The following is a 21,625-nucleotide window of genomic DNA, read 5'->3' as shown; positions in this document are numbered from 1 at the left end:
GGGCCGGGTGTGGCTCTGGGGGGCTTCGGCCCGCGGGTCAGATCCGGCCCGGCAACGCCGTTCCGGGGTCGGCGGTGTCGATGTCGATGTCGACCGCCGTCGTCTTGGGGCTGCGGCGCTCGCGCTTCGCCACCCAGGTGGCGAACCAGGACAGGAGCATGCACATCCCGATGTAGATCGGCGAGATGATCATCACCACCGGGATGAAGGGGAGGTCGTAGTCGAGGTTGGAGGCGATCAGTTTGCCCGCGTGCAGGAACTCCTCGTAGGTGATCAGGTAGCCGAGCGAGGTGTCCTTCAGCGCGACCACGAGCTGGCTGATGATCGTGGGCATCATCGCCCGGACCCCCTGCGGGGCCAGGACGTAGCTCATCACCTGGGTCTTGCGCATGCCCAGGGCGTACGCGGCTTCGCGCTGGCCCTTCTCGACCGAGTTGATGCCCGTCCGGAAGACCTCGGCCAGCACCGAGCCGTTGTACAGGGTCAGTCCGGCGACCAGCGCGGGCAGCGGCTGGACCTTGAGCGCGACGAAGATGAAGAAGATCATCACCAGCACCGGCATGGCCCGGAAGAACTCCACGCACAGCGTGGACAGCCAGCGCACCGGCCGGTGGACCGAGAGCCGGCCCGTCGCGAGCACGGCGCCGAGCACGAGCGAGAGCACCGCGGCGTAGACGAAGGCCTTGAGGGTGTTCCCGAGCCCCCTGAGCAGCAGCTCCTGGATGCCCTGGTAGGTGAAGGGGCTCCACTTGGCGGCGGTGAACTGGTTGGTGTCGAAGAGCAGGTAGAGCAGCCAGCCGAGGAGCCCGAGGATGAGAGCCGTCGAGGCGATCCCGTAGAGGAAGTGGCGGCGCTGGGCGCGCGGGCCCGGCAGGTCGTAGAGGGCGGTGGACTCCAGGTCACCGTGGAGCGCGTGCGCGGTCATCGGGCGACTCCGAAGCGCTTTTCGAGCACGTTGAACAGTGCGCTGATGGACAGGGTGATGATCAGGTAGCCCACCGCGATCCAGACGAAGGTCCAGATGATGCTGTAGCCGAGCTCGTTGAGGGTCTTGTACGTCCCCAGCAGCTCGTTGACGCTGAAGGCCCCGGCGATCGCCGAATTCTTGGCGAGCGCGATCAGCGTGGAGCCGATGGGCGGGATGACGGACCGGAAGGCCTGGGGCAGGACGACGGCGCCCAGGGTCTGGCCGAAGGACATGCCGAGACTGCGGGCCGCCTCGCCCTGGCCCTTGGGCACGGTGTTGATGCCGGAGCGCAGGACCTCGCAGACGAAGGCCGAGGTGTAGCAGCCCAGGGCCAGCACCGCGAAGACCTCGAAGGGCAGGACGAGGCCGAAGCGCGGCAGGCCGAGCAGGACGGCGAAGAAGAGCAGGGTGAGCGGGGTGTTGCGCAGGACGGTCACCCAGACGGTGCCGAAGACCCGGAACGAGCCGACGGGGGCGACGCGGAAGGAGGCCATCAGGAAGCCGAGGACCAGGGCCAGGAGGGAGGAGTAGACCGTGAGTTCCACGGTGCCGAGGAAGCCCTGCCCGTAGAGCGAGAAGTTTTCGGTGAGTACGTCCATGGCGGTGCGCTCTCCCCTCAGCTCGCCGGGTAGCGGTCGATGGCGGGTGGTGTCGGCGCCGGCTGGCCGGAGAGGCCGAGCGTGGCCTCGTAGGCCTTCTTCCAGTTGCCGTTCTTCTCGTTCGCGGCGAGGGCGTCGTCCAGTGCGAAGCGCAGCGCGTTGTCGGAGCGCGGCACGCCGATGCCGTAGGGCTCCTCGGAGAAGGGCTTGCCGACCACCTTGAGCTCCTCGGGGACCTTGGCCGCGTAGCCCAGGAGGATGGAGTCGTCGGTGGAGACGGCGTCGACCTGGTAGGTCAGCAGGTTGTCCACGCAGACCGAGTACGTGTCGTAGGCGACGAGGACGGCCCGCGGGAACTCCTTCTGGAGCCGCTGGTAGGGGGTGGACCCCGCGGCCGAGCAGACCTTCTTGCCGGCGAGGTCCTCGGGACCCTTGATCTCCGTCTCCCCCTTCCGTACGAGCAGGGACTGCCCGGCGAGGAAGTAGGGGCCGGCGAAGCCGACCTGCTTCTTGCGGTTGTCGTTGATCGTGTAGGTGCCGACGTAGTAGTCGATCTGGCCGTTCTGCAGGGCCGTCTCGCGGTTGGCGGAGGAGATGGTCTTGAACTCGATCGTCTTGGGGTCGAAGCCGAGCGAGGCGGACATCATCTTGGCGATCTCGATGTCGAAACCGGAGTAGCGGCCGCTCGCGGGGTCCTTCTCCCCCATGTACGGCTGGTCCTCCTTGGCGCCGACCACGAGGTGGCCGCGCCGCTTGGCCTTCTCCCAGGTCGGGGAGTCCGGCAGCTGGAAGCCTGTCGCGACCTGGTAGACGGGCAGGTCCTCGGGCTGCGGGCCCTTGACCGGCGGGCTGCCGGACTTCCCGCAGCCGGCGAGGGCGCCCAGCAGGGCGAGGGCGGCGGCGACGGCGGGCAGGACCCGGGTGCGCGGGGCTCGCACCCGGGCGCGCGGGGACCTCATCGGTAGCAGTCTCATCGGGCCGCCCCTCAGTGCTTGAGGATCTTGGAGAGGAAGTCCTTGGCGCGGTCGCTCTCGGGTGCGGTGAAGAAGGCCTCCGGGGTCCGGTCCTCGACGATCTTCCCGTCGGCCATGAACACGACGCGGTTGGCGGCGGATCGGGCGAAGCCCATCTCGTGGGTGACCACGACCATGGTCATGCCCTCCGCGGCGAGCTGCTGCATGACCTCCAGCACCTCGTTGATCATCTCCGGGTCGAGCGCGGAGGTGGGCTCGTCGAAGAGGAGGGCCTTGGGGTTCATGGCGAGCGCGCGGGCGATGGCCACGCGCTGCTGCTGGCCGCCGGAGAGCTGGGCGGGGAACTTCTCGGCCTGGTTCGCGAGGCCGACCCGCTCCAGCAGCTCGCGCGAGCGCTTGTCCGCCTCCTCCTTCTTGCGCTTCCTGACCTTGATCTGGGCGAGGGAGACGTTGGCGAGGACCGTCTTGTGCGCGAAGAGGTTGAAGGACTGGAAGACCATCCCCACGTCCGCGCGGAGCGCGGCGAGTTCCTTGCCCTCGGCCGGCAGTGGCTTGCCGTCGAGCGTGATCGTGCCCGACTCGATGGTCTCCAGCCGGTTGATCGCCCGGCACAGGGTCGACTTCCCGGAGCCGGAGGGGCCGATGACCACCACCACCTCCCCGCGGCCGACGGTGAGGTCGATGTCCTGGAGGACGTGCAGTTGTCCGAAGTGCTTGTTGACGTCCCGCAGCTCGATCAACGGATCGACGGCCATACGCTGCCCTGCCCACTTGTCGGTGTGTCGAGGTCAGCGCAAACTATCCAGCCGCGGAAGGGCACTTCACCGCGACACGCCTAAAAGCCGCATAAAGGCCAGCGAGGTCAGCCTTACGTGGCGACGGGGTCTTCCGCGGCAGCTCGGCCCCGCGTGGCGACTCAGCCTTCCTTCGCAGCCCGGCCTTCCCCGGAAGCCCGGCCCACCATGACAGCTCAGCCTTCCGAGGCTTCGGCGTAGGCCTGGCTGAGCTCGGGGGATCCCGTCATCGCCCAGGACACCCCCGACTCGACCACGTTCAGCTCGCGGCCCGAGGCCAGCCGTATCATCGGCCGGCCGTTGGGCCACACCTGCCAGGCGGCACCCGGAACCGAGCGGATGATCACGGTCCCGAGGTAGAAGCCCGCGTCGCTGCCCAGCCACGGGGCGATCTCCGGATCCCGGCGCCAGCGCGGCATCAGCTGGTCGATTTCCTCCAACGAGCGCGGACTCTCATCGAGTTCGAGCCCGGCCGAGCGCGCGTGGGCGCGCAGCATCTCGCACTCCGCGAACATCTCGTTGATGCCCTCGGGATCGTCCGCGAGGGCCGCGGCGAGTCCCGCACCCGGTTCCGTTTCGTGTCGATTCATCCAGTTGGCCAGGAAAGGGATGTTCATGAGGCCAGCCTGACACCCGAATGCGGGAGCGGCCATAGGACGCGCCTGGAGGATCACAGGCCGTGGGCACGATCCGCGTGCACCGGACGATCACCGTGAGGGAGACTGCCGTGATGAACTCCGACGCCCCGGACACCCCGCAGGAACGGGCCCTTCGCCACGTCACGGAGCGGTCGGCCGGCGATCCCGTCGATCCGGCTCTGCGCGTCACCCTCAACTTCCACCCGGACCGGCACGTGCGCGGCAAGCCGATCCTGGACGCCCTGGCCGAGGACGGCACCTACCGCTCACAGTTCGTCACGGGCGTCGGCAACGGCGGTCTGACCGCCCGCCCCGGCGGTGACCGGTGGCGGTGGGAGAGCAGGATCTTCGCCGGAGCCTACGACGACGCGCCCGCCCACGAGCGGCCCGTCTACGGGGCCCTGAACTTCCGCCGCAAGCCGGTCGGCGGTGCACCGCGCTTCGGGTCCGCCCACTTCAGGCTCACCGCGCGGTCACTGGCGCGGACCACCTTCTGCTATCCCGACAGCTTCCACGAACCCGAGGACTTCGGTGTCGCGGCCCGCATGCCGCTGATCGCACTGGCCGAGGCCGACAGCCCGGACGACCTCGACGACTACGTCGAGGCCCAGGTGCACGGACCGGTCGGGCTGGAGCGCGACGTGGAAGCGCTGGTCCTGGACCCCTGCTACCGCGGCACGGCGGTGGAGGCCGCGGCCCTTCGCCTGCCCTGCCCGCTGGAGTGGCACGGCGGGTTCACGCTCTCCGTCGGGGAGCTGCGCACGCACTCCGACTACCGCGGACGGGAGTACGTCGACCTGGGCGCGGCCATCGCGGCCGACGGCCGGCTCGATCCCCGGATCATCGGGGAGGCCCTGCTCTCCGGCCGCGACGACGAGCAGGCCCTCAAGAGGGTGTGGCACTGCCTCGCGCGCTTCGGGGCACCCGCCGGACCGGGCCGGACGCCCTAGAGCTCCAGGTCGACGACGACCGGCGCGTGGTCGGAGGCACCCTTGCCCTTGCGCTCCTCGCGGTCCACGTAGGAGTCGGTGACCGCCTTGGCGAAGGCCGCGTTCCCGTAGACCAGGTCGATGCGCATGCCCCGGTTCTTCGGGAAGGCCAGCATCCGGTAGTCCCAGAAGGTGTACGGCCGGTCGTACTTGAGCGCGCGCGGGAAGACGTCCGAGAGCCCGGCCGCCCGCAGCTGCTCCAGGGCGGCCCGCTCGGCCGGGGTGACGTGGGTGAGGCCCTCGAAGACCGCCGGGTCGTAGACGTCCTCGTCGGTCGGGGCCACATTGAAGTCGCCGAGCACCGCGAACGGGCGCTCCCCCGCCGCGTCTTGCGCGATGGCGGCGGACAGGGCCCGGAACCAGTCCAGCTTGTAGCCGTAGTGGTCGTGCTCGATCTCGCGCCCGTTGGGCACGTACACCGACCAGACGCGCACCCCGCCGCAGGTGGCGGAGATGGCGCGGGGCTCCTGGACCCCCTCGTAGTCGGGCCCGCCGGGCAGCCCCATGACCACGTCCTCCAGGCCCACCTTGGAGAGCAGGGCCACGCCGTTCCACCGGCCGGTGGCGTTGACGGCCGACTCGTAGCCCGCCGCGCGCAGCTCCTCGTAGGGGAACTGCTCTGCGGAGCACTTCGTCTCCTGGATGCACACGACATCGGTGCCGGAGCTCTCCAGCCAGGCCAGCAGGCGCGGCAGCCGGGCGGTGATCGAGTTGACGTTGAACGTGGCGATACGCATGCCGTCCAACCTACCGCCCGGCACCGACAGTCAGAGCTCGGCCGTGTCCCCGGCGGTGAGTCGGGTGTGCGGGGAGCCGCCGAGGGCGTCGAGGGCGAAGTCGTAGATCGGGCGGGCGAGGTCCGCGAGGTAGGCGTCGTGGATGTCGATGGCCACGCGCGGCTTGACCGCCCGGACGTAGTCGACGACCTCGGCGATCTTGTTCCACGGGGCGTGCACCGGGAGCATCAGCGTGTCCACGGGGGCGTCCGGCACGGTCAGCGCGTCCCCGGGGTGGAAGAGCGAGCCGTCGACCAGGTAGCCGACGTTGGTGACCCGCGGCATGTCCGGATGGATCACGGCGTGCAGCTCGCCGTGCACCTGGACGTCGAAGCCGGCCGCGGTGAAGGTGTCCCCGTGGCCCACGGTGTGGACGCGGCCCGGATAGGCGGGGGCGAGCTTCTCCGCGACGCTGCGCAGGGTCCACAGCCCCGCCGCCGGGTTCGCGTCGAGGGCGGCGCGCAGCCGGCCCTCCTCGAAGTGGTCGGGGTGCTCGTGGGTGACGAGCAGGGCGTCGGCTCCGAGGCCGGCGTCCGCTTCGCTGAAGGCGCCCGGGTCGATGACGAGCACGCGCCCGTCCTTCTCCAGCTGGACGCAGGAGTGCAGCCGCTTGGTGAGCTTCATGATCGAAGGCTAGCGGGGCGGCGGGCCCCGCAGGGCGGGAAGGCGGAGCCGACCGGATTCGAACCGGCGTCCTCGCGAGGGTGGAGACCGCGCGCGACGACCCCTGCGCCACGGCTCCGCCCCCGGCAGCACTGTATGCCTAGGGCACGGTCGTGGAGACCACGTACACCCGGGAGACGCGGGGGTCCGAGAGGTCGACGGTGATGTCCCGGGTGGGCCGCGGGTTCTCCGCTTCGAGGGTGGTCCCGAGCCACTTGGTCTCGGGAATCCAGGTCCAGCCGGCGACCTCGGTGTCGTGCTCGGAGACCGAGGGCCCCGGGGTCAGCGCCTCGCGGCTGGTGCCGACGGAGGCCAGGAAGGCGTCCAGGTCGCTCGGGACGACCGCGAACTGCACGTACAGCCGGCTGGTGCGCCAGTTGTTGGTCTCCAGGAACCCGACGCGCCAGGCGTTCGGCGGGATCGGCACCTCGTAGATGCTGCGCTGCACCTTGGACGGCCAGCCGGGGCGCACGGTGGCGGCGCCCACCTTGGCGGCCTTGTCGCGGCCGCTCTGGCGGCTCTGCTGGGCGGAGACCGCGAGGTAGCCCGCCGGGACCCCGACCAGCAGCAGGATGATGATCGCGGTGATCCAGCGGCGCCGCACGACGTGCTTGCGGTCCTCGGTGGAGGTCGGCGCGCCGGGCAGCTCGTCGGGGGACGGGGCCTGGCGGGGCAGGGAGGGCGGGGTCACTGCTGGTCCTGGTCCTCGGGTCCGGTGGTGGTGTCGCGCCGGCCGAACTGCGCGTAGCGCTCGTACCGCTCGACGCGCCGGCGCGTGGCGCGGCGGAAGCGGCGGGCGACGAGCCGGGAGAGGTCGGCGGCGCCGACCATGCCGGCCTCGGGGCCGAGCTGGGCCTTGGCGATCCGGGCCTCGGGGCGGTACCCGCGGCCGGTGAGGTGTCGGCGGAAGGCGTCGCGGGCGGGGCCGATCAGCAGGTCGTCGGCGGCGCTGACGCCGCCTCCGATGACGAAGCAGGAGGGGTCGAGGGCGGCCGCGAGGTTGGCGATGCCGACGCCGAGCCACTGGCCGATGTCCTGGAGCAGCTCGACGCACATGGCGTCGCCCTCGCGGGCCAGCTCGGTGATGAGCGGCCCGGTGATCTCGTGGACGTTGCCGCCGACCCGGGCGATGAGGTTGTACGCGACCGGGGAGTCGGCTGCGGCCAGCTCGCGGGCCTCGCGGACCAGGGCGTTGCCGGAGCTGTACTGCTCCCAGCAGCCGCGGTTGCCGCAGGGGCAGCGGTGGCCCCCGGGGACCACCTGCATGTGGCCGAACTCGCCGGCGACGCCGTAGCGGCCGCGCTTGACCTGGCCGCCTTCGAGGATGGCCCCGCCGATCCCGGTGCCCAGGGTGATCATGACGAGGTGGTCCTCGCCGCGGCCGGCGCCGAAGCGCCACTCGGCCCAGGCGGCGGTGTTGGCATCGTTGTCCACCATGACCGGGACCGCGAGCCGGGACTGGAGCGCGTCGCGCAGCGGTTCGTCCCGCCAGGCCAGGTGCGGGGCGAACAGGACGCGGGAGCGGTCGGCGTCGACCCAGCCGGCGGCGCCGATGCCCACGGCGTGCACGTCGTGCCGGTCGGAGAGGTCGAGGACGAGCTCGACGATGGTGTCCTCGACGACCTTGGCGCTCTTGGACTTGTCCGGGGTCTCGGCCCGGATCTTCTCCAGGATCACCCCGTCGGCGTCGACGACGCCGGCCATCACCTTGGTGCCGCCGATGTCGATGCCGACGGTCGGCACGCGCGGTGCGGTGAGGTGCGAGCGGCGCTCACGGGTCCCGATGGTCCGCAGGACGGTGCCTCGCGCCGCCCCCCGGTGGGCGAGCGTGAAGTCCCGGTACGTGCTCATCGAGTCGTGTCGTCCCTCAAGGTGCGGCGGGGCCCGCAGTGGGGCCGGATGCCTGGTCGGATGGAGCGGCGGACGGGGGCGCGGATGCGCTGTCCGGTCCTGATTCTGCCACTCGCTCCAGTTCGTGGCTCAGTTCGTCGAGCTCGGAGCCGCCCGCCATCTGCCGGGTGAGCTCGTCCAGGGTGATCGAGTCGCGGGTGTGGCTGCCCGCCATGGTGCCGCGTTTGAGCAGCACGAACCGGTCCCCGACCAGGTGTGCGTGGTGGGGATTGTGCGTGATCAGGACCACGCCGAGGCCGGCGTCACGGGCCGCGGCCACGTATTTGAGGACCACCCCGGACTGTTTGACGCCGAGGGCGGCCGTGGGCTCGTCGAGTACGAGCACCTTCGCGCCGAAGTGGACGGCGCGGGCGATGGCGACGCACTGCCTCTCGCCGCCGGACAGCGTGCCGATGGGCTGGTCGACGTCCCGCAGGTCGATGCCCATGCGGAGCAGCTCGGCGCGGGTGGTCCGGCGCATGAGCTCCACGTCGAGGCGGCGGAGGGGGCCGCGGCCCCTGGTGGGCTCGGAGCCGAGGAAGAAGTTGCGCCAGACGGGCATGAGCGGGACCACGGCGAGGTCCTGGTAGACGGTGGCGATGCCGCGGTCGAGGGCGGCGCGCGGGTTGGCGAGCACCGTCTCCTCCCCCTCGATCTCGAAGGTGCCGGCGTCGTGCTGGTGCAGCCCCGCAATGATCTTGATGAGGGTGGACTTGCCGGCGCCGTTGTCGCCGAGGACGCAGGTGATCTCGCCCGCCGAGACCTCCAGGGAGACGTCCTGGAGGGCGCGGATGTTGCCGTAGTACTTGCTGACGCCGGTCAGCTTCACCAGGGCGGGTGCACCGGCCGGGGATGCTTGGGTCTCTGTCTCGGTCATCGTCACTTCGCCTCCGCCCGCTTGCGGACCCATGCGTTGAGCAGCGTGGCCAGCAGCAGCATCGCGCCGAGGAAGAACTTGAACCAGTCCGGGTTCCACTGGGCGTACACGATGCCGTTGCTGGTCATGCCGAAGATGAAGGCGCCCACGGCGGAGCCGATGGCCGAGCCGTAGCCGCCGGTCATCAGACAGCCGCCGATGACGGCCGCGATGATGTAGAGGAACTCGTTGCCGACGCCCTCGCCCGACTGGACCACGTCGAACGAGAAGAGGATGTGCTGCCCGGAGATCCAGGCGCACAGCGCGACGCCCATGTACAGGCCGATACGGGTCTTCACGACGGGCACGCCGGTCGCGCGGGCCGCGTCCGCTCCGCCGCCGACGGCGAAGATCCAGTTCCCGGCGCGGGTGCGCAGCAGGATCCAGGTGGCCACGGCGACCAGGAGCAGCCACCACAGGATGGTGACCTTGAGGGTGACCGAGCCGAAGGTCCACTGCGAGGCGAAGAGCGCGCGGGCGGAGGAGAAGCCCTCCATGTCGGCGATGGTCTTGGTGGAGACCGAGCCGCTGATCAGCTTGGTGAAGCCGAGGTTCAGGCCGGTCAGCATCAGGAAGGTGCCGAGCGTGATGATGAAGCTGGGCAGTCTCGTGCGGGTCAGCATGAACCCGTTGAAGAACCCGATCCCCAGGGTGACCAGCAGCGATACGAGAACGCCCACCCAGACGTTCGCGGTCATCTGGTAGCTGAACATCGAGCTGAGCAGCGCCGACGAGGTGACCATGACCCCGGCGGACAGGTCGAACTCGCCGCCGATCATGAGCAGGGCCACCGGGACGGCCATGATGCCGATGGTGGAGGCCGAGTACAGGATCGTGCTCAGGCTGGAGGCCTGCAGGAAGCTGTCGGCGGCGAAGGAGAAGAAGACGAAGACGGCCGCCGCGCCGACCACCGCGCCGAGCTCGGGCCGGCCGAGCAGGCGGCGCAGCAGCGAGGTGTGCGCGAGGCGCTCGTCGCGCGGGGCCGGAGCCGGTGCCGGGGTCCGGGTGGCGGTGGTCATCGGCTGCCCCGGTTGATGAACTTCTCCAGGGTGGCCGCTTCGGCGCCCGTGACGATCTGCGGTCCGGTGAGGACCGGCCGGCCGCCGCCGAGCACGTCGGCGTTGTAGCGGTAGAGCCACAGCAGGTCGACGGCCTCGTAGCCCTGGAGGTAGGGCTGCTGGTCGACGGCGAATCCGAGGGCGCCGGACTTCAGGTCGCGGGCGACGGAGGCGTTCAGGTCGAAGGTGTCGACCTCGGCCTTGCTGCCCGCCGCGTCCTTGGCCTTGATGGCCGTGGGCGCGAAGGGCGCGCCGAGGGTGACGATCGCGTCGACGGAGGGGTCGGCCTGCAGCTTGGCCTGGAGGGCTGCCTGGACGGACGGCATGTTGGTGCCCTCGACGTACAGGTTCTCCAGGGTCCCGCCGGACTCGCCGAAGGTCTTCTTCGCCCCGGCGCAGCGCTGCTCGTGGCCCACGTTGCCCTGCTCGTGCAGGACGCAGACGGCCTTCTTGCGGCCGCGCTTGCCCAGCTCGGTGCCGACCGCCTCGCCGGCGATCTCCTCGTCCTGGCCGATGTGGGTGAGCGCCCCGTACTCGGCGGACTGGGCGGAACCGGAGTTGACCGTGATCACCGGGATGCCGGCCTCGACGGCCTTGGCGAGGACGTCCTTGAGCGCCTCGGGCTTGGCGAGGGAGACGATCAGCCCGTCGACCTTCTGGTCGATGGCGTTCTGGACGAACTGGGCCTGCTGCTGCGCCTGGTCGTCGTGGGCGTAGACGAAGTTGATGTTGTCCTTCGCCGCTGCCTCCTTGGCGCCCTTCTGCACGATGTCCCAGAAGGTGTCGCCGTCTCCCGCGTGGGTGACCATCGCGAAGGTCCAGCGCGGGGTGGAGACGGCGGGCCGACCCGCCGCCTCGGCCTTCGCACGGTCCTCGGCGCGCTTGCCGCCCGTACTGCTGCAGCCCACGAGGGAGGCACCCAGTACCGCCGCGAGCACCGCGCCCACGAGGCGTACCCCTGTCCGAACCCTAGCCACGTCTGCCCGTGCCTTTCGTTTGTCGCGCCGTCCCGGCGGCACTGTCCCGCCGCGGTACCCGCTCGTCAAAACGGTCATTTGTTTCAAGCCGCAGCCGCCCAGTATCCGTCACAGTGCACCATGCAAGGTCATCGGGGCCATTGCGGACCGTGCCGGACACAGGGGGACAGATTGACAGCTCCCCCGGACGGGGCCACGTTGAGTGCATGCGCATCGGGCTCATCGGAACGGGCCGGATCGGTTCCTTCCACGCGGCGGCACTGGCCCGCCAGGCGGACGCGGGATCGCTCCTGCTCGCCGACGCCGACCCCGCGCGGGCGGTGCGCCTCGCCGACCGGCTCGGGGCCACCGCCGCGCCCACCGTCGAGCAGATCTTCACCTGGGGCGTGGACGCGCTGGTGGTGTCCTGCGCCACCGACGGGCACGCGGACCTCGTCGTACGGGCGGTCCGCGGCGGGCTGCCCGTGTTCTGCGAGAAGCCGCTCGCCCCGGACCTGGACCGCACGCTGGCGGTACTGCGGGAGGTGGCCTCGGCCGGCGGGGTGCTCCAGCTCGGCTTCATGCGCCGCTTCGACGCGGGCTACACGACGGCCCGCGAGCTCGTCCGTTCCGGAGCCCTGGGCCGGCTGCACACCGTACGGACCACGACCGCGGATCCCTCGCCGCCGGGCGCCGCGTACCTGCGGACCTCGGGCGGGCTGTACCGGGACTGCCTGGTGCACGACTTCGACATGGTGCGCTGGGTGACCGGGCGCGAGGTCAGCGAGGTGTACGCGACGGGGTCGGACGCGGGACCGCCGCGGTTCCGGGAGGCGGGTGACATCGACACCGCCAGCGCGATCCTTTCCCTGGACGACGGGACGCTGGTCTCCAGTACCGGTACGCGGTGCAACGGCGCCGGGTACGACGTACGCATGGAGCTGGCCGGGGAGCTGGACCAGGTCTCCACCGGACTGGACGACCGTACGCCGATCGCCTCGACCGAACCGCAGGGGCCGCCCCCGGCGACCAAGCCCTGGCCCGGGTTCCTGGAGCGCTTCGCCCCCGCCTACGAGGCCGAGCTGGCGGCCTTCGTCCGGCTGGTGCGGGGCGAGGGCCCCAATCCGTGCGACGGGCTCGAGGCGCTCGCCGCGTTCCGCGTGGCGGAGGCCTGCGAGCTCTCGCGGCGGGAGGGACGCCGGGTCGCGCTGGCGGAGCTCGCGGATCTCTGAGGCCCGCAGGCGGATCCCCGGGGCCCCTGAGCCGCCCGCCCCGTCCTCGGCTTCCGCGCGGTCTTCGGCTTCCGCGCGGTCTTCGGCTTCCGCGCGGTCCGTGACTCCCGCGCCGTCCGTGGCTCCCGTCCCGTCCATGCCGGCTACCAGCGGACCGGGTAGCGGGTCGTCCCGCGGACCAGGGTCCCGGGCACCCATGCGGGGACGGCCGGCTCCTCCCGGAGGTCCGGGAAGCGCTCCACCAGGGACCAGATCGCGATCCTGCCCTCCAGCCGGCCGAGCGGGGCGGCGACGCAGTGGTGGATGCCGTGTCCGAAAGCGATGTGCCCGCCGCGGGAGGGGCGGCGGATGTCGAAGGTGTCGGGGCGGTCGAAGCGGGCGGGGTCCCGGTCCGCGGCGGCGAGGCAGACGAGTATGCCGGAGCCGGCCTCGATGAAGGTGTCGCCGATCTCCAGGTCCGCGGCGGCGAAGCGGAACGTGGCCGTCTCCACCGGGCCTTCGTAGCGCAGGACCTCCTCGACGGCGCCGTCGATCAGTCCGGCCGGGTCGGCGCGCAGGGCGGCGAGCTGGTCGGGGTGGGTGAGGAGCGCGCGCATGCCGTTGGAGACCAGGTGCGTCGTGGTCTCGTGCCCGCCGACCATCATCAGGACGGCCATGGCGACCAGTTCCCGGCGGGAGAGCCGGTCTCCCCCGTCCCCCCGGCTGGTCACCCAGTCGCTGAGCAGGTCCTCGCCCGGATCGGCGATCTTGGCGTCGACGAGCCCGGCCGTGTAGCCGGTCATGGCGCGCACGGCCGCGTTCTCGGACTCGACCCCCGTGGGCGAGACCATCTCGGTGATCCAGCCGTGGAAGGCGCCGCGGTCGGCCTCCCCGACCCCGAGGAGCTCGCAGATCACGGTCACGGGCAGCGGCCGGGCGAAGACCTCGATCAGGTCGGCGCGGCGCTCCGGAAGGGCCTCCATCCCGTCGAGCAGCCGGTCCACGATCTCCTGGATGCGCGGGCGCAGGGTCTCGATCCGGCCGGGAGCGAAGGAGCTGGCGACCAGCCGGCGCAGCCGGGTGTGGTTCGGCGGGTCGGCGCGCATCATGTTGGCGCTGGCCTCGGTCTGCTCCCGGTCGGCGTAGAGCCCGGAGGTCAGCCAGTTCTTGGACACCGCGGGGTGGGTGAGGGCCTGGCGGGCCTCCTGGTGACCGACGATCAGCCAGACCTCCTGGCCGTCAGCCGTCTTCACGCGGTGAACGGGTCCCTCCGCACACAGGCGCGCGTAGTGGGGATACGGGTTCTCGTTGAAGTCTTCGGCGATCGTACTGAGGTCCAGGACCGGCATGTGGCCACCCTAGACCGGGAGTTGATCTACTCCGGAGCGGGTTTCGGCCATTCACTCAGCCAGCCGTGCGCCGCCCCCAGGCCGTACCCGCGAGGACCAGCGCGACCCCCGCGAACCCGGCCGCGCCGAGCCGCTCGCCGCCGATGGCGATGCCCGCCGCCGCGGCCCACAGGGGTTCGGTGCCGAGCAGCAGGCTGACGCGGGAGGGCGAGGTGCGGCGGACGGCCCACATCTGCACGAAGAAGGCGAACAGGGTGCAGAAGACGGAGAGGAAGGCGAGCCCGGCCCACTCGGCCGGGCCGAAGTCGGCGGCGGCCGCCCAGGGGCTCGCGCCGGTGCCGGGCAGCAGGGCCAGTACGGCGAACACGGCGACCGCGGTCCCGAGCTGGACGGTGGTCAGGGAGAGCGAGTCGGCCTCCTGCACGGCCTTGATCCGGGCCATGAGCAGGACGTGCACGGTCCGCGCGAGTGCGGCGCCGAGGATGAGGAGGTCACCGAGGCTCGGGGTGGTGAAACCCGCCCCCTGGGTGAGCAGGACGACTCCGCAGACGGAGACGGCCGCGGCCCCGAGGAAGGCGGGCGAGGGGGCTTCGCGGCGGACGGCGGACTCGGCGAGCGGGGTGAAGATCATGGTCAGGCTGATGATGAGCCCGGCGTTGGTGGCGGAGGTGTGGACGACCCCGTAGGTCTCCAGCAGGAAGATTCCGCCGAGTACGAGTCCCAGCGCTCCGGCGCCGCGCAGTTGGGCGGGGGTGAGCGCGCGCAGCCGGCGGCGGCCGGCGACGGCGAGGACGGGCAGGACCAGCGCGAAGCGCAGGACGAGCACCGCGATCACGGTGTGCGTGGTCGTGACGCCCTTGGCGGCGAGGTAGCTGCCGCCCCAGACGACGGCGACGAGCAGGACCGGCAGATCGGCGAGCCAGGCCTTGCGGGGCGCGGTGACGGAAGCGGGGGCGGCGAGGGTGGACACCGGTTCTCCAACGGCAGAAGGCAGGTGGAGACTTCGGCGGCTCGCACGGGGGCGAGCCCAAGCTACCCGAGCGTGATCGGCCGGTCGAGCGTTTTGATCCCGGCCGCGCACCACCCGCGCACCCCCCGCCCGCCGGCCCGCAGACCCACAGATCCGCAGGCCAGGGGCCCGGCGTCAGTCGAAGCTGCCGAACGCGGCGCGTCCCTTCGGCCGGTAGGTGTGGATGGCCGTGCCGGCGGAGGTGGTGCGGGAGTCCTTCAGCTCGTAGGCCGTCGGCAGCCCGCCCGTCGGGAACAGCCGCCGTCCGCCGCCGAGGAAGACCGGGAAGACCAGCAGGTTCAGCTCGTCCACCAGGTCCCGCGCCAGCAGCCACTGCGCGAGCGCGCCGCTGCCGTGTACCTGCAGCTCCCCCTCGGTCGCGTCCTTGATCCGTACGACCTCGCTCTGCAGCTGCTCCCCGTCGATGACGGTGACGGGGCCCCAGGCCGGCTCCTTGAGCGTGGTCGAGGCCACGTACTTGGGCAGCCGGTTGAGCCTGCTCGCGACCGGGTCGGCGGGGTCGTCGTGCTGCGGCCAGTACGAGGCGAAGATCTCGTAGGTCCGGCGCCCGAGCAGGAAGGCCCCGGTCCGGTCGAAGACCTCGGTGACGAACTCCCCCATGCCCTCGTCGGCGAAGGGCACGAGCCACCCGCCGTACGCGAACCCGCCGCTGGGATCCTCGTCCGGCGCTCCGGGGGCCTGCATCACCCCGTCGAGGGTCAGGAAGGTGGTGAGGGTCAGCTTTCCCATGGCTCTGCACTCCTTGGCTCCGGTACGTCTGCTACTCGTTCAGACTCCCGGTCCCACCCGAACTCATCGGTCCGGCGCGCGCGAACGCGATGTCCGTTTACCGCCAGCGCCGTCGCCTTGCGGCCGATTTCATTGAACTCGCAACCAAGTGATGCGGGAGGAACACCATGAACGGCAACGCAGTGGCCCTGGTGACAGGGGGCAGCCGGGGAATCGGCGCGGCGACCGCGCTGCGGCTGGCGCAGGACGGAGCCGACGTCGCGATCACCTACGTCAGCGACGCGGCCGCGGCCGCCGGGGTGGTCGGCAAGATCGAGGCGCTCGGCCGGCGCGGCCTGGCCGTGCGCGCCGACGTGGGGGACGCGGAGCGGGCCGCCGGGGCGGTGGAGGAGACCGTACGGGGCCTGGGCCGGCTCGACGTCCTGGTGAACAACGCCGGGGTGGGCGTGCTCGGCCCACTGGAGGGGCTCCCTCTCGCGGACGTGGACCGGGTCCTCGCGGTCAACGTCCGGGGCGTCTTCCTGGCCTCCCGGGCCGCGGCCGGCCGGATGGGCCGGGGCGGGCGGATCATCACCATCGGCAGCTGCATGACCCAGCGGGTGCCGGGCCCGGGCGTCACCCTGTACGCGATGAGCAAGACGGCGCTGACCGGCCTGACCAAGGCCCTCGCGCGGGAACTCGGCGAGCGCGGGATCACCGCGAACCTGGTCCACCCGGGCCCGGTGGACACCGACATGAACCCGGCGGACGGCCCCCACGCCGCCCCGCAGGCGGCCATGACGGCCCTGGGCCGTTTCGGCACCCCGGAGGAGGTGGCCGCCCTGGTGTCCTTCCTCGCGGGCCCGGACTCCTCGTACGTCACGGGCGCCGAGTTGTCGGTGGACGGCGGCCACGCGGCGTAGGCCGTCAGGGCGGTGGCGGCCGGAGGCCCTGCGTGGTCAGGGCGTGTGTCCTGCTTGGTCAGGGAGCCTGCCCTGCGCGGTCAGGGCGCCTGCCGTAGCCGTGGAACGGCCTCCCGCGCCGCCGGAGAAGGCCGCAGGGGCGCACCGTCGAAACGGTGCGCCCCTGCGGGGTGTCGGGCATGCCCCGGGGGTGTCGGCCCCCGGGGCGGTCACGAGGGTGGCGTCAGCCGCCCAGCTCCTGGTGACGGGCGGTGTGCGCGGCGGTGCCGGCCTCCGTCAGCGCGCCGAAGAGGCGCAGGCGGGAGAAGCCGCCGTCCGGGAAGATGTCGATGCGCACGTGCGTGCCGACCGCCGGGGCGTCGAGCACGAAGCGGTGGTTGGTGTCGGGCTGCAGGCGGGTGCGCGGCAGGAACTCCGTCCACTCGCCCTCCTCGCCCGTCTTGATCGACAGCGAGGCCCAGCCGGCCGAGTTGCCCTTGAGGTAGGCGGTGTCGATCTCGACGGCGCGGATCTCGGACTCGGCGACGAGCTGGTAGCGGATCCAGTCGTTGCCGTTGTCGCGGCGACGGGCGGTCTCCCAGCCGTCGTCCATCTTGCGGGAGCGGCCCGGGTTGATGGTGTTGGTCGGCGGGGAGTAGAAGCGGTTGGAGGCGTCCTGGACGGAGCCGCCGTTCTCCAGCGCGACGACGTCGAAGGAGCCGAGCGCCGCGAGCCACGCCGGGTCGGGGACGACCTCGCCGTAGACGCGCAGGCGGGCGATGCCGCCGTCGGGGTGCTGGTTGACGCGCAGGTGCGTGAAGCGCTGCGGGGCGTCCACCTCGAAGCCGTTGGCCGCGTGGCCGCCGACGGGGGTGCGGGGGACGATGGTCGTCCACTTGATGTCGTCGCCCTGGAGCTCCGCCGGGGTGGGCGCGAGGGCGCCCTCCCAGTTGGTGGCCTCTACGGAGACGGCCTGCGGCATGTTGCCGCGGAAGTGGGCGGTGTCGACCACGATGCCGCGGATCACGCCGGGGGCGCCCAGGCGGACGAGCGCCCAGTCGTGGTCCTCGGGGGTCGGCCAGGGCTGGGTGGCGGAGATGCCGCGGCGGCGGCGGGTCTCCCAGCCGTCCATGACCTTGCCCTTGTGGCCGAAGTCCTCGGGGTCGAAGTGCGCGGCCTCGGAGATCAGCAGGTTCTCGCGCTGGGCGAAGAACTCGTCGTTGGCCTCGATGACACCGGCGCCGAGCTCACGGGCGGCGAGGTTCGCGTACTGGGTGAACGGGAAGTCCGCGCTGCGGTAGTCCGCGTACGGGTCGCCGCCTCCGTACGGGTTCGCGTTGCCGGTGAAGGATTCAATCGCCACTGTCAGTTCTGCCTTTCAAGGAGTCGGCCGGTGGGCTCGGACGGGGTGCCGTGGTCGGCGATCCGCGCGCCGCGCAGCCAGGTGGACTTCACGACGCCGTACAGGGTCTTGCCCGCGTACGCCGTGACCTGGTTGCGGTGGTGCAGTTCCGCGGGGTCCACGGTGAAGGTGTCTTCGGGGGCCAGGACGGCGAAGTCGGCGTCGCGGCCGGCCTCGATCGCGCCCTTGCCCGCCAGACCGGCGAGGGCGGCCGGGGCGGCGGACATCCAGCGGACGACGTCCTCGAGGGTGCGGCCGCGCTTCTTCGCCTCGGTCCAGATGGCCGGCAGGCCCAGCTGGAGGGAGGAGATGCCGCCCCACGCGGTGGCGAAGTCGCCGGTCTTGAGGTCCGCGGTGGAGGGCGAGTGGTCGGAGACGATGCAGTCGATCGTGCCGTCGGCGAGCGCGTCCCACAGGAGGTCCTGGTTGGCGGACTCGCGGATGGGCGGGCAGCACTTGAACTCGGTTGCGCCGTCCGGGACTTCCTCGGCCGTGAGGGTGAGGAAGTGCGGGCAGGACTCGACCGTGATCCGGACGCCCTCGGCCTTCGCGGCGGCGATCAGCGGCAGCGCGTCGGAGGAGGACAGGTGCAGGACGTGGACGCGCGCGCCCAGTCGCTTCGCCTGGTCGATCAGGTTCTGGATCGCGGTGTTCTCGGCGTCCTTGGGGCGGGAGGCCAGGAAGTCGGCGTACTTGGGGCCCGGGTTCTGCGGCGCGGACTCCAGGTGGTGCGGGTCCTCGGCGTGCACGATCATCAGGCCGCCGAAGCCGGTGATCTCGGCGAGCGAGGCGGCGAGCTGCTCCTGGTCGAGCTCCGGGAACTCCTCCACGCCGGAGGGCGACAGGAAGCACTTGAAGCCGAAGACGCCGGCGTCGTGCAGCGGGCGCAGGTCCTTGACGTTGTCCGGCAGCGCACCGCCCCAGAAGCCGACGTCCACGTGCGCCTTGGTCCGCGCGACCTCCTGCTTGACCACCAGGTTGGCGGTCGTGGTGGTCGGCGGCAGCGAGTTGAGCGGCATGTCGAGGATGGTGGTGATGCCACCGGCCGCGGCGGCTCGGGTGGCCGTCCAGAAGCCTTCCCACTCGGTACGACCGGGGTCGTTCACGTGGACGTGGGTGTCGACCAGGCCGGGGAGGAGCACGTCGTCGCCGAAGTCCTCCAGCCGGGCCCCGGCCGGTACGTCGGCCTCGTACGGCAGCACGGCCGCGATCTTCCCGCCGGCGACGGCCACCGAAGCGGCGCGCGTCCCCTCGGGGGTGATGACGCGCGTCGAGCGCAGTACCAGTTCCACAGCCAGGTCGGACACCGGAACCTCCCCATCTACTTCCACAGAGCGAAATTCAACGTTCTGTTGACGGAGTCTTCACGTCGATCCGGAACCAGTCAAGAGCGCCCGGACGGACCACTGACGTCCGCGTATCGCAATTGGATGTTTCCACAGGATGGAATTAAGATTTCGCCATACAGAATGTAGCTACCGCCACCGGGAACCGGACGGGCAACTTCCCGAGGACGTCCGCCACCAGGACAAACCGCCTCTGACCGGCGCGGACGGCATTGACCCGGCTCTAGGGCCGACGCCGACCGACCGGTAGGCTGCTTGCTTGCCTGCCAGCACCGAAAGGACCGCGCCGTGCCGACGTCCAGCGCCAGCACCACCGACGCCTCCACCAAGCCCACCGCCGCCAGCGGTGGCGTCCAGTCCCTTGAGCGCGCCTTCGATCTGCTCGAACGCATGGCCGATGCCGGGGGCGAGGTCGGCCTCAGCGAGCTCTCCGCCGCCAGCGGTCTGCCGCTGCCCACCATCCATCGCCTCATGCGCACCCTCGTGGCGTGCGGCTACGTCCGGCAGCAGCCCAACCGACGGTACTCCCTCGGCCCCCGGCTGATCCGCCTCGGCGAGTCCGCGTCGCGGCTGCTGGGCACCTGGGCCCGCCCCTACCTGGCACGTCTGGTGGAGGAGACCGGCGAGACCGCGAACATGGCCCTGCTCGACGGGGACGAGATCGTCTACGTCGCCCAGGTGCCGTCCAAGCACTCCATGCGCATGTTCACCGAGGTCGGCCGCCGCGTGCTGCCGCACTCCACCGGCGTGGGCAAGGCGCTGCTCGCCTACACCCCCGCGGACGAGGTGCGGGCCCTGCTCGCGCGCACCGGGATGCCGGCCGCGACCGAGAAGACCATCACCACGCCCGAGGGCTTCCTGGAGGCCCTGGAGCAGGTCCGCCGGGTGGGCTACGCGGTCGACGACAACGAGCAGGAAATAGGAGTCCGCTGCCTGGCGGTCTCCGTACCCGACTCGCCGACCGCCGCCGCGATCTCCATCTCCGGCCCGGCCGGCCGCGTGACCGAGGCGGTGGCCGAGTCCTTCGTGCCGATCCTCCAGGGCGTCGCGGCCGAACTGTCGGTGGCCCTGCAGAGCCAGAACCCGGCCTAGACCGGGCGGGCACCGCGGTGCCCGCCCGCGCCGGGCCCACGCCCGGGCCGACCGCGGGCCGAGGGCACGGGCCGACCGCTGGGCCGACTGCCCGTCCGTGATGGCGGGGTCCGCCCCGACGGGGCAGCGTGGTGGGCAACTGCCCCGCCTCCCCGCCCCGAGGTCCGCCCATGGCCCCGACCCCCGTCACGGCGCCGAGCCCGCCCGATGCCCCGCCCGGGGCCGCCGCCCGCGCGGAGCGACGGCGCGCCTTCGTCCGGCTGGCTCCCGTGGCCGCCGCGTACGCCGTCGCCCAGCTGCTCCTGGTAGTGCCGGGCACCGGACTCGGCTGGGACGAGACCGTCTACGTCAGCCAGGTCGCGCGCGACGCTCCCGCCGCGTTCTTCAGCGCCCCGCGCGCCCGCGGAATCACCCTCCTCGTCGCCCCCGTCACGCTCCTCACCCCGTCCGTCACGGCCCTGCGGATCTACCTGGCGCTGCTGTCGGCGGCGGCGCTCCTGCTCTGCCTCTGGGTGTGGCGGCGGCTGATCCCGGCGCCCGTGCTCGCCCTGGCCGGTGCCCTCTTCGCCTGCCTGTGGCCGACCGTGTTCTACGGCCCTCAGGCCATGCCCAATCTCTGGGTGGCCTTCGGGGCGCTCCTCGCCGTGGGCTGCTTCCTGCGGGCCGCGCGCGATCCCGGCGACCGCCTGGCGCTCACCGGGCTGGGCGCCGGGACCGCGCTCGCCGCGCTCATGCGCCCCTCGGACGCGGTGTGGCTCGTCCTGCCCCTCGCGTGCGCCGTGCCGGCCGTCCGTGCCGGGCGGCGGCCCGCGCTGCTCGGGGCGCTCGCGGCGGGGGCGCTGCTCGGGGGCGCCCAGTGGGTCGTCGAGGCCGAGCTCCGCCATGGCGGCCTCCTCCCCCGGCTGCACCGCGCCGGAGAGATCCAGGGCGGCCTCGGCTGGAACCCGGCGTTCGGCGACCACCTCCGCGCCCTGGGCGGCCGTACGCTCTGCCGCCCGTGCGACGTGCCCTGGTCCGACCCCGTGACCGCCCTGTGGTGGTTCGCGCTGCCGCTGCTCACCGCGGGCGGGCTCGTCACCGCGTACCGGTCGGGGCGGCTTCGCCTGTTCCTCGTACCCACGGTGGCGGCGCTGTCCCTGGCGGCGCCGTACCTGCTGCTGGTCGGGTACGCGGCCCCGCGCTTCCTGCTGCCCGCGTACGCCCTGCTGGCCCTCCCCGTCGCCCTGTGCCTGACCAGGCTGCTCACCCTGGCCCGTACCCGCCCGCTCGCCCGGGGGGTGCTCTGCCTGGCGCTGGCGGGGTATCTCGCGCTCCACCTCGCGGTCACCGCCACGCTGGGAGCACGCAGCAGGGCCACCCGGACGG

The 21,625-nt window shown here is 71.8% G+C and carries 21 protein-coding genes and 1 tRNA gene; 4 read left to right on the top strand and 18 right to left on the bottom strand.

Features of this window, described 5'->3' with window-relative positions; genetic code table 11:
* Positions 1 to 37: 37 nt before the first annotated feature.
* The 5 genes from ABZY57_RS11280 to ABZY57_RS11260 form a co-directional block, all read right to left on the bottom strand.
* Positions 38 to 925: an amino acid ABC transporter permease gene (locus tag ABZY57_RS11280; protein WP_356510530.1), complete on the bottom strand. Its 888-nt coding sequence runs from the start codon at positions 923 to 925 to the stop codon at positions 38 to 40.
* On the bottom strand, positions 922 to 1,566 hold the full coding sequence (locus ABZY57_RS11275; RefSeq protein WP_356510528.1) for an amino acid ABC transporter permease: 645 nt from the start codon (positions 1,564 to 1,566) through the stop codon (positions 922 to 924). Before ABZY57_RS11275 ends, ABZY57_RS11280 begins: the two co-directional genes overlap by 4 nt.
* A 17-nt stretch (positions 1,567 to 1,583) precedes the next feature.
* A complete protein-coding gene (locus tag ABZY57_RS11270; RefSeq protein ID WP_356510526.1) occupies positions 1,584 to 2,525 on the bottom strand; it encodes a glutamate ABC transporter substrate-binding protein in 942 nt (313 codons plus the stop codon).
* Positions 2,526 to 2,551: 26 nt separating this feature from the next.
* Positions 2,552 to 3,295, bottom strand: a complete 744-nt coding sequence (locus tag ABZY57_RS11265; protein ID WP_356510524.1) for an amino acid ABC transporter ATP-binding protein — start codon at positions 3,293 to 3,295, stop codon at positions 2,552 to 2,554.
* Positions 3,296 to 3,510: 215 nt separating this feature from the next.
* Positions 3,511 to 3,951 (bottom strand): DUF6278 family protein, encoded by a 441-nt coding sequence (locus ABZY57_RS11260; RefSeq protein ID WP_356510522.1) that lies wholly within the window; start codon positions 3,949 to 3,951, stop codon positions 3,511 to 3,513.
* Between the two features lie 113 nt (positions 3,952 to 4,064).
* Here ABZY57_RS11260 and ABZY57_RS11255 point away from each other — a divergent pair, with 113 nt between their 5' ends.
* The gene (locus ABZY57_RS11255) at positions 4,065 to 4,922 is read left to right on the top strand and encodes a DUF3626 domain-containing protein (RefSeq protein ID WP_356510520.1); all 858 of its coding nucleotides are present in this window, start codon (positions 4,065 to 4,067) and stop codon (positions 4,920 to 4,922) included.
* On the opposite strand, the gene ABZY57_RS11250 is transcribed toward ABZY57_RS11255, so the two are convergent.
* The 8 genes from ABZY57_RS11250 to ABZY57_RS11215 form a co-directional block, all read right to left on the bottom strand.
* Positions 4,919 to 5,698, bottom strand: coding sequence for an exodeoxyribonuclease III (locus ABZY57_RS11250; RefSeq protein ID WP_356510518.1), 780 nt, complete (start codon positions 5,696 to 5,698; stop codon positions 4,919 to 4,921). The two genes, ABZY57_RS11255 and ABZY57_RS11250, sit on opposite strands and share 4 nt — an antisense overlap.
* A gap of 30 nt (positions 5,699 to 5,728) precedes the next feature.
* Complete coding sequence (locus tag ABZY57_RS11245) at positions 5,729 to 6,361, bottom strand: MBL fold metallo-hydrolase (protein WP_356510516.1); 633 nt, start codon at positions 6,359 to 6,361, stop codon at positions 5,729 to 5,731.
* A gap of 43 nt (positions 6,362 to 6,404) precedes the next feature.
* Positions 6,405 to 6,479 (bottom strand) — tRNA-Gly (locus ABZY57_RS11240).
* A 21-nt stretch (positions 6,480 to 6,500) separates the two neighbouring features.
* Positions 6,501 to 7,091 (bottom strand): hypothetical protein, encoded by a 591-nt coding sequence (locus ABZY57_RS11235; protein WP_356510514.1) that lies wholly within the window; start codon positions 7,089 to 7,091, stop codon positions 6,501 to 6,503.
* Positions 7,088 to 8,251 (bottom strand): ROK family glucokinase, encoded by a 1,164-nt coding sequence (locus ABZY57_RS11230; protein WP_356510512.1) that lies wholly within the window; start codon positions 8,249 to 8,251, stop codon positions 7,088 to 7,090. Before ABZY57_RS11230 ends, ABZY57_RS11235 begins: the two co-directional genes overlap by 4 nt.
* A 16-nt stretch (positions 8,252 to 8,267) precedes the next feature.
* A complete protein-coding gene (locus ABZY57_RS11225; protein WP_356510510.1) occupies positions 8,268 to 9,167 on the bottom strand; it encodes an ATP-binding cassette domain-containing protein in 900 nt (299 codons plus the stop codon).
* 2 nt (positions 9,168 to 9,169) lie between these two features.
* The gene (locus tag ABZY57_RS11220) at positions 9,170 to 10,225 is read right to left on the bottom strand and encodes an ABC transporter permease (RefSeq protein WP_356510508.1); all 1,056 of its coding nucleotides are present in this window, start codon (positions 10,223 to 10,225) and stop codon (positions 9,170 to 9,172) included.
* Entirely contained in the window at positions 10,222 to 11,211 is a 990-nt protein-coding gene (locus ABZY57_RS11215; protein WP_356510506.1) for a sugar ABC transporter substrate-binding protein, read from the bottom strand. The genes ABZY57_RS11220 and ABZY57_RS11215 overlap by 4 nt, the downstream gene beginning before the upstream one ends.
* Before the next feature lie 236 nt (positions 11,212 to 11,447).
* Here ABZY57_RS11215 and ABZY57_RS11210 point away from each other — a divergent pair, with 236 nt between their 5' ends.
* On the top strand, positions 11,448 to 12,452 hold the full coding sequence (locus ABZY57_RS11210; protein WP_356510504.1) for a Gfo/Idh/MocA family oxidoreductase: 1,005 nt from the start codon (positions 11,448 to 11,450) through the stop codon (positions 12,450 to 12,452).
* Between the two features lie 143 nt (positions 12,453 to 12,595).
* Here ABZY57_RS11210 and ABZY57_RS11205 read toward each other — a convergent pair whose 3' ends face one another.
* The 3 genes from ABZY57_RS11205 to ABZY57_RS11195 form a co-directional block, all read right to left on the bottom strand.
* The gene (locus tag ABZY57_RS11205; protein WP_356510502.1) at positions 12,596 to 13,780 is read right to left on the bottom strand and encodes a cytochrome P450; all 1,185 of its coding nucleotides are present in this window, start codon (positions 13,778 to 13,780) and stop codon (positions 12,596 to 12,598) included.
* A 55-nt stretch (positions 13,781 to 13,835) separates the two neighbouring features.
* A complete protein-coding gene (locus tag ABZY57_RS11200; protein ID WP_356510500.1) occupies positions 13,836 to 14,750 on the bottom strand; it encodes a DMT family transporter in 915 nt (304 codons plus the stop codon).
* 174 nt (positions 14,751 to 14,924) lie between these two features.
* Positions 14,925 to 15,539, bottom strand: a complete 615-nt coding sequence (locus ABZY57_RS11195; protein WP_356510498.1) for a dihydrofolate reductase family protein — start codon at positions 15,537 to 15,539, stop codon at positions 14,925 to 14,927.
* Positions 15,540 to 15,706: 167 nt separating this feature from the next.
* Between ABZY57_RS11195 and ABZY57_RS11190 the strand changes: the two genes are divergently transcribed.
* On the top strand, positions 15,707 to 16,441 hold the full coding sequence (locus ABZY57_RS11190) for a 3-oxoacyl-ACP reductase family protein (protein ID WP_356510496.1): 735 nt from the start codon (positions 15,707 to 15,709) through the stop codon (positions 16,439 to 16,441).
* 223 nt (positions 16,442 to 16,664) lie between these two features.
* On the opposite strand, the gene alc is transcribed toward ABZY57_RS11190, so the two are convergent.
* Together alc and allB are read right to left on the bottom strand one after the other, a co-directional pair.
* A complete protein-coding gene (gene alc, locus ABZY57_RS11185) occupies positions 16,665 to 17,783 on the bottom strand; it encodes an allantoicase (protein WP_356510494.1) in 1,119 nt (372 codons plus the stop codon).
* A 2-nt stretch (positions 17,784 to 17,785) separates the two neighbouring features.
* Complete coding sequence (gene allB, locus ABZY57_RS11180; protein WP_356510492.1) at positions 17,786 to 19,129, bottom strand: allantoinase AllB; 1,344 nt, start codon at positions 19,127 to 19,129, stop codon at positions 17,786 to 17,788.
* 327 nt (positions 19,130 to 19,456) lie between these two features.
* On the opposite strand from allB, the gene ABZY57_RS11175 reads away from it, so the two are divergent.
* Positions 19,457 to 20,260: an IclR family transcriptional regulator gene (locus tag ABZY57_RS11175; protein ID WP_356510490.1), complete on the top strand. Its 804-nt coding sequence runs from the start codon at positions 19,457 to 19,459 to the stop codon at positions 20,258 to 20,260.
* Positions 20,261 to 21,625 lie beyond the last annotated feature (1,365 nt).

It is taken from the genome of Streptomyces sp. NPDC006450 (genome assembly GCF_040612195.1).
Taxonomy (GTDB): Bacteria; Actinomycetota; Actinomycetes; order Streptomycetales; family Streptomycetaceae; genus Streptomyces.
Note: the sequence above shows the minus strand (reverse complement) of the source record. Positions and strands in the feature narration are given on the sequence as shown.

Coding starts and splice junctions, on each gene's coding strand:
- ABZY57_RS11225 (WP_356510510.1), bottom strand. CDS start 9,167: ATGACCGAGACAGAGACCCAAGCATCCCCGGCCGGTGCACCCGCCCTG.
- ABZY57_RS11190 (WP_356510496.1), top strand. CDS start 15,707: ATGAACGGCAACGCAGTGGCCCTGGTGACAGGGGGCAGCCGGGGAATC.
- ABZY57_RS11245 (WP_356510516.1), bottom strand. CDS start 6,361: ATGAAGCTCACCAAGCGGCTGCACTCCTGCGTCCAGCTGGAGAAGGAC.
- ABZY57_RS11280 (WP_356510530.1), bottom strand. CDS start 925: ATGACCGCGCACGCGCTCCACGGTGACCTGGAGTCCACCGCCCTCTAC.
- ABZY57_RS11270 (WP_356510526.1), bottom strand. CDS start 2,525: ATGAGGTCCCCGCGCGCCCGGGTGCGAGCCCCGCGCACCCGGGTCCTG.
- ABZY57_RS11210 (WP_356510504.1), top strand. CDS start 11,448: ATGCGCATCGGGCTCATCGGAACGGGCCGGATCGGTTCCTTCCACGCG.
- ABZY57_RS11275 (WP_356510528.1), bottom strand. CDS start 1,566: ATGGACGTACTCACCGAAAACTTCTCGCTCTACGGGCAGGGCTTCCTC.
- ABZY57_RS11260 (WP_356510522.1), bottom strand. CDS start 3,951: ATGAACATCCCTTTCCTGGCCAACTGGATGAATCGACACGAAACGGAA.
- ABZY57_RS11195 (WP_356510498.1), bottom strand. CDS start 15,539: ATGGGAAAGCTGACCCTCACCACCTTCCTGACCCTCGACGGGGTGATG.
- ABZY57_RS11230 (WP_356510512.1), bottom strand. CDS start 8,251: ATGAGCACGTACCGGGACTTCACGCTCGCCCACCGGGGGGCGGCGCGA.
- ABZY57_RS11220 (WP_356510508.1), bottom strand. CDS start 10,225: ATGACCACCGCCACCCGGACCCCGGCACCGGCTCCGGCCCCGCGCGAC.
- ABZY57_RS11250 (WP_356510518.1), bottom strand. CDS start 5,698: ATGCGTATCGCCACGTTCAACGTCAACTCGATCACCGCCCGGCTGCCG.
- ABZY57_RS11265 (WP_356510524.1), bottom strand. CDS start 3,295: ATGGCCGTCGATCCGTTGATCGAGCTGCGGGACGTCAACAAGCACTTC.
- ABZY57_RS11255 (WP_356510520.1), top strand. CDS start 4,065: ATGAACTCCGACGCCCCGGACACCCCGCAGGAACGGGCCCTTCGCCAC.
- ABZY57_RS11205 (WP_356510502.1), bottom strand. CDS start 13,780: ATGCCGGTCCTGGACCTCAGTACGATCGCCGAAGACTTCAACGAGAAC.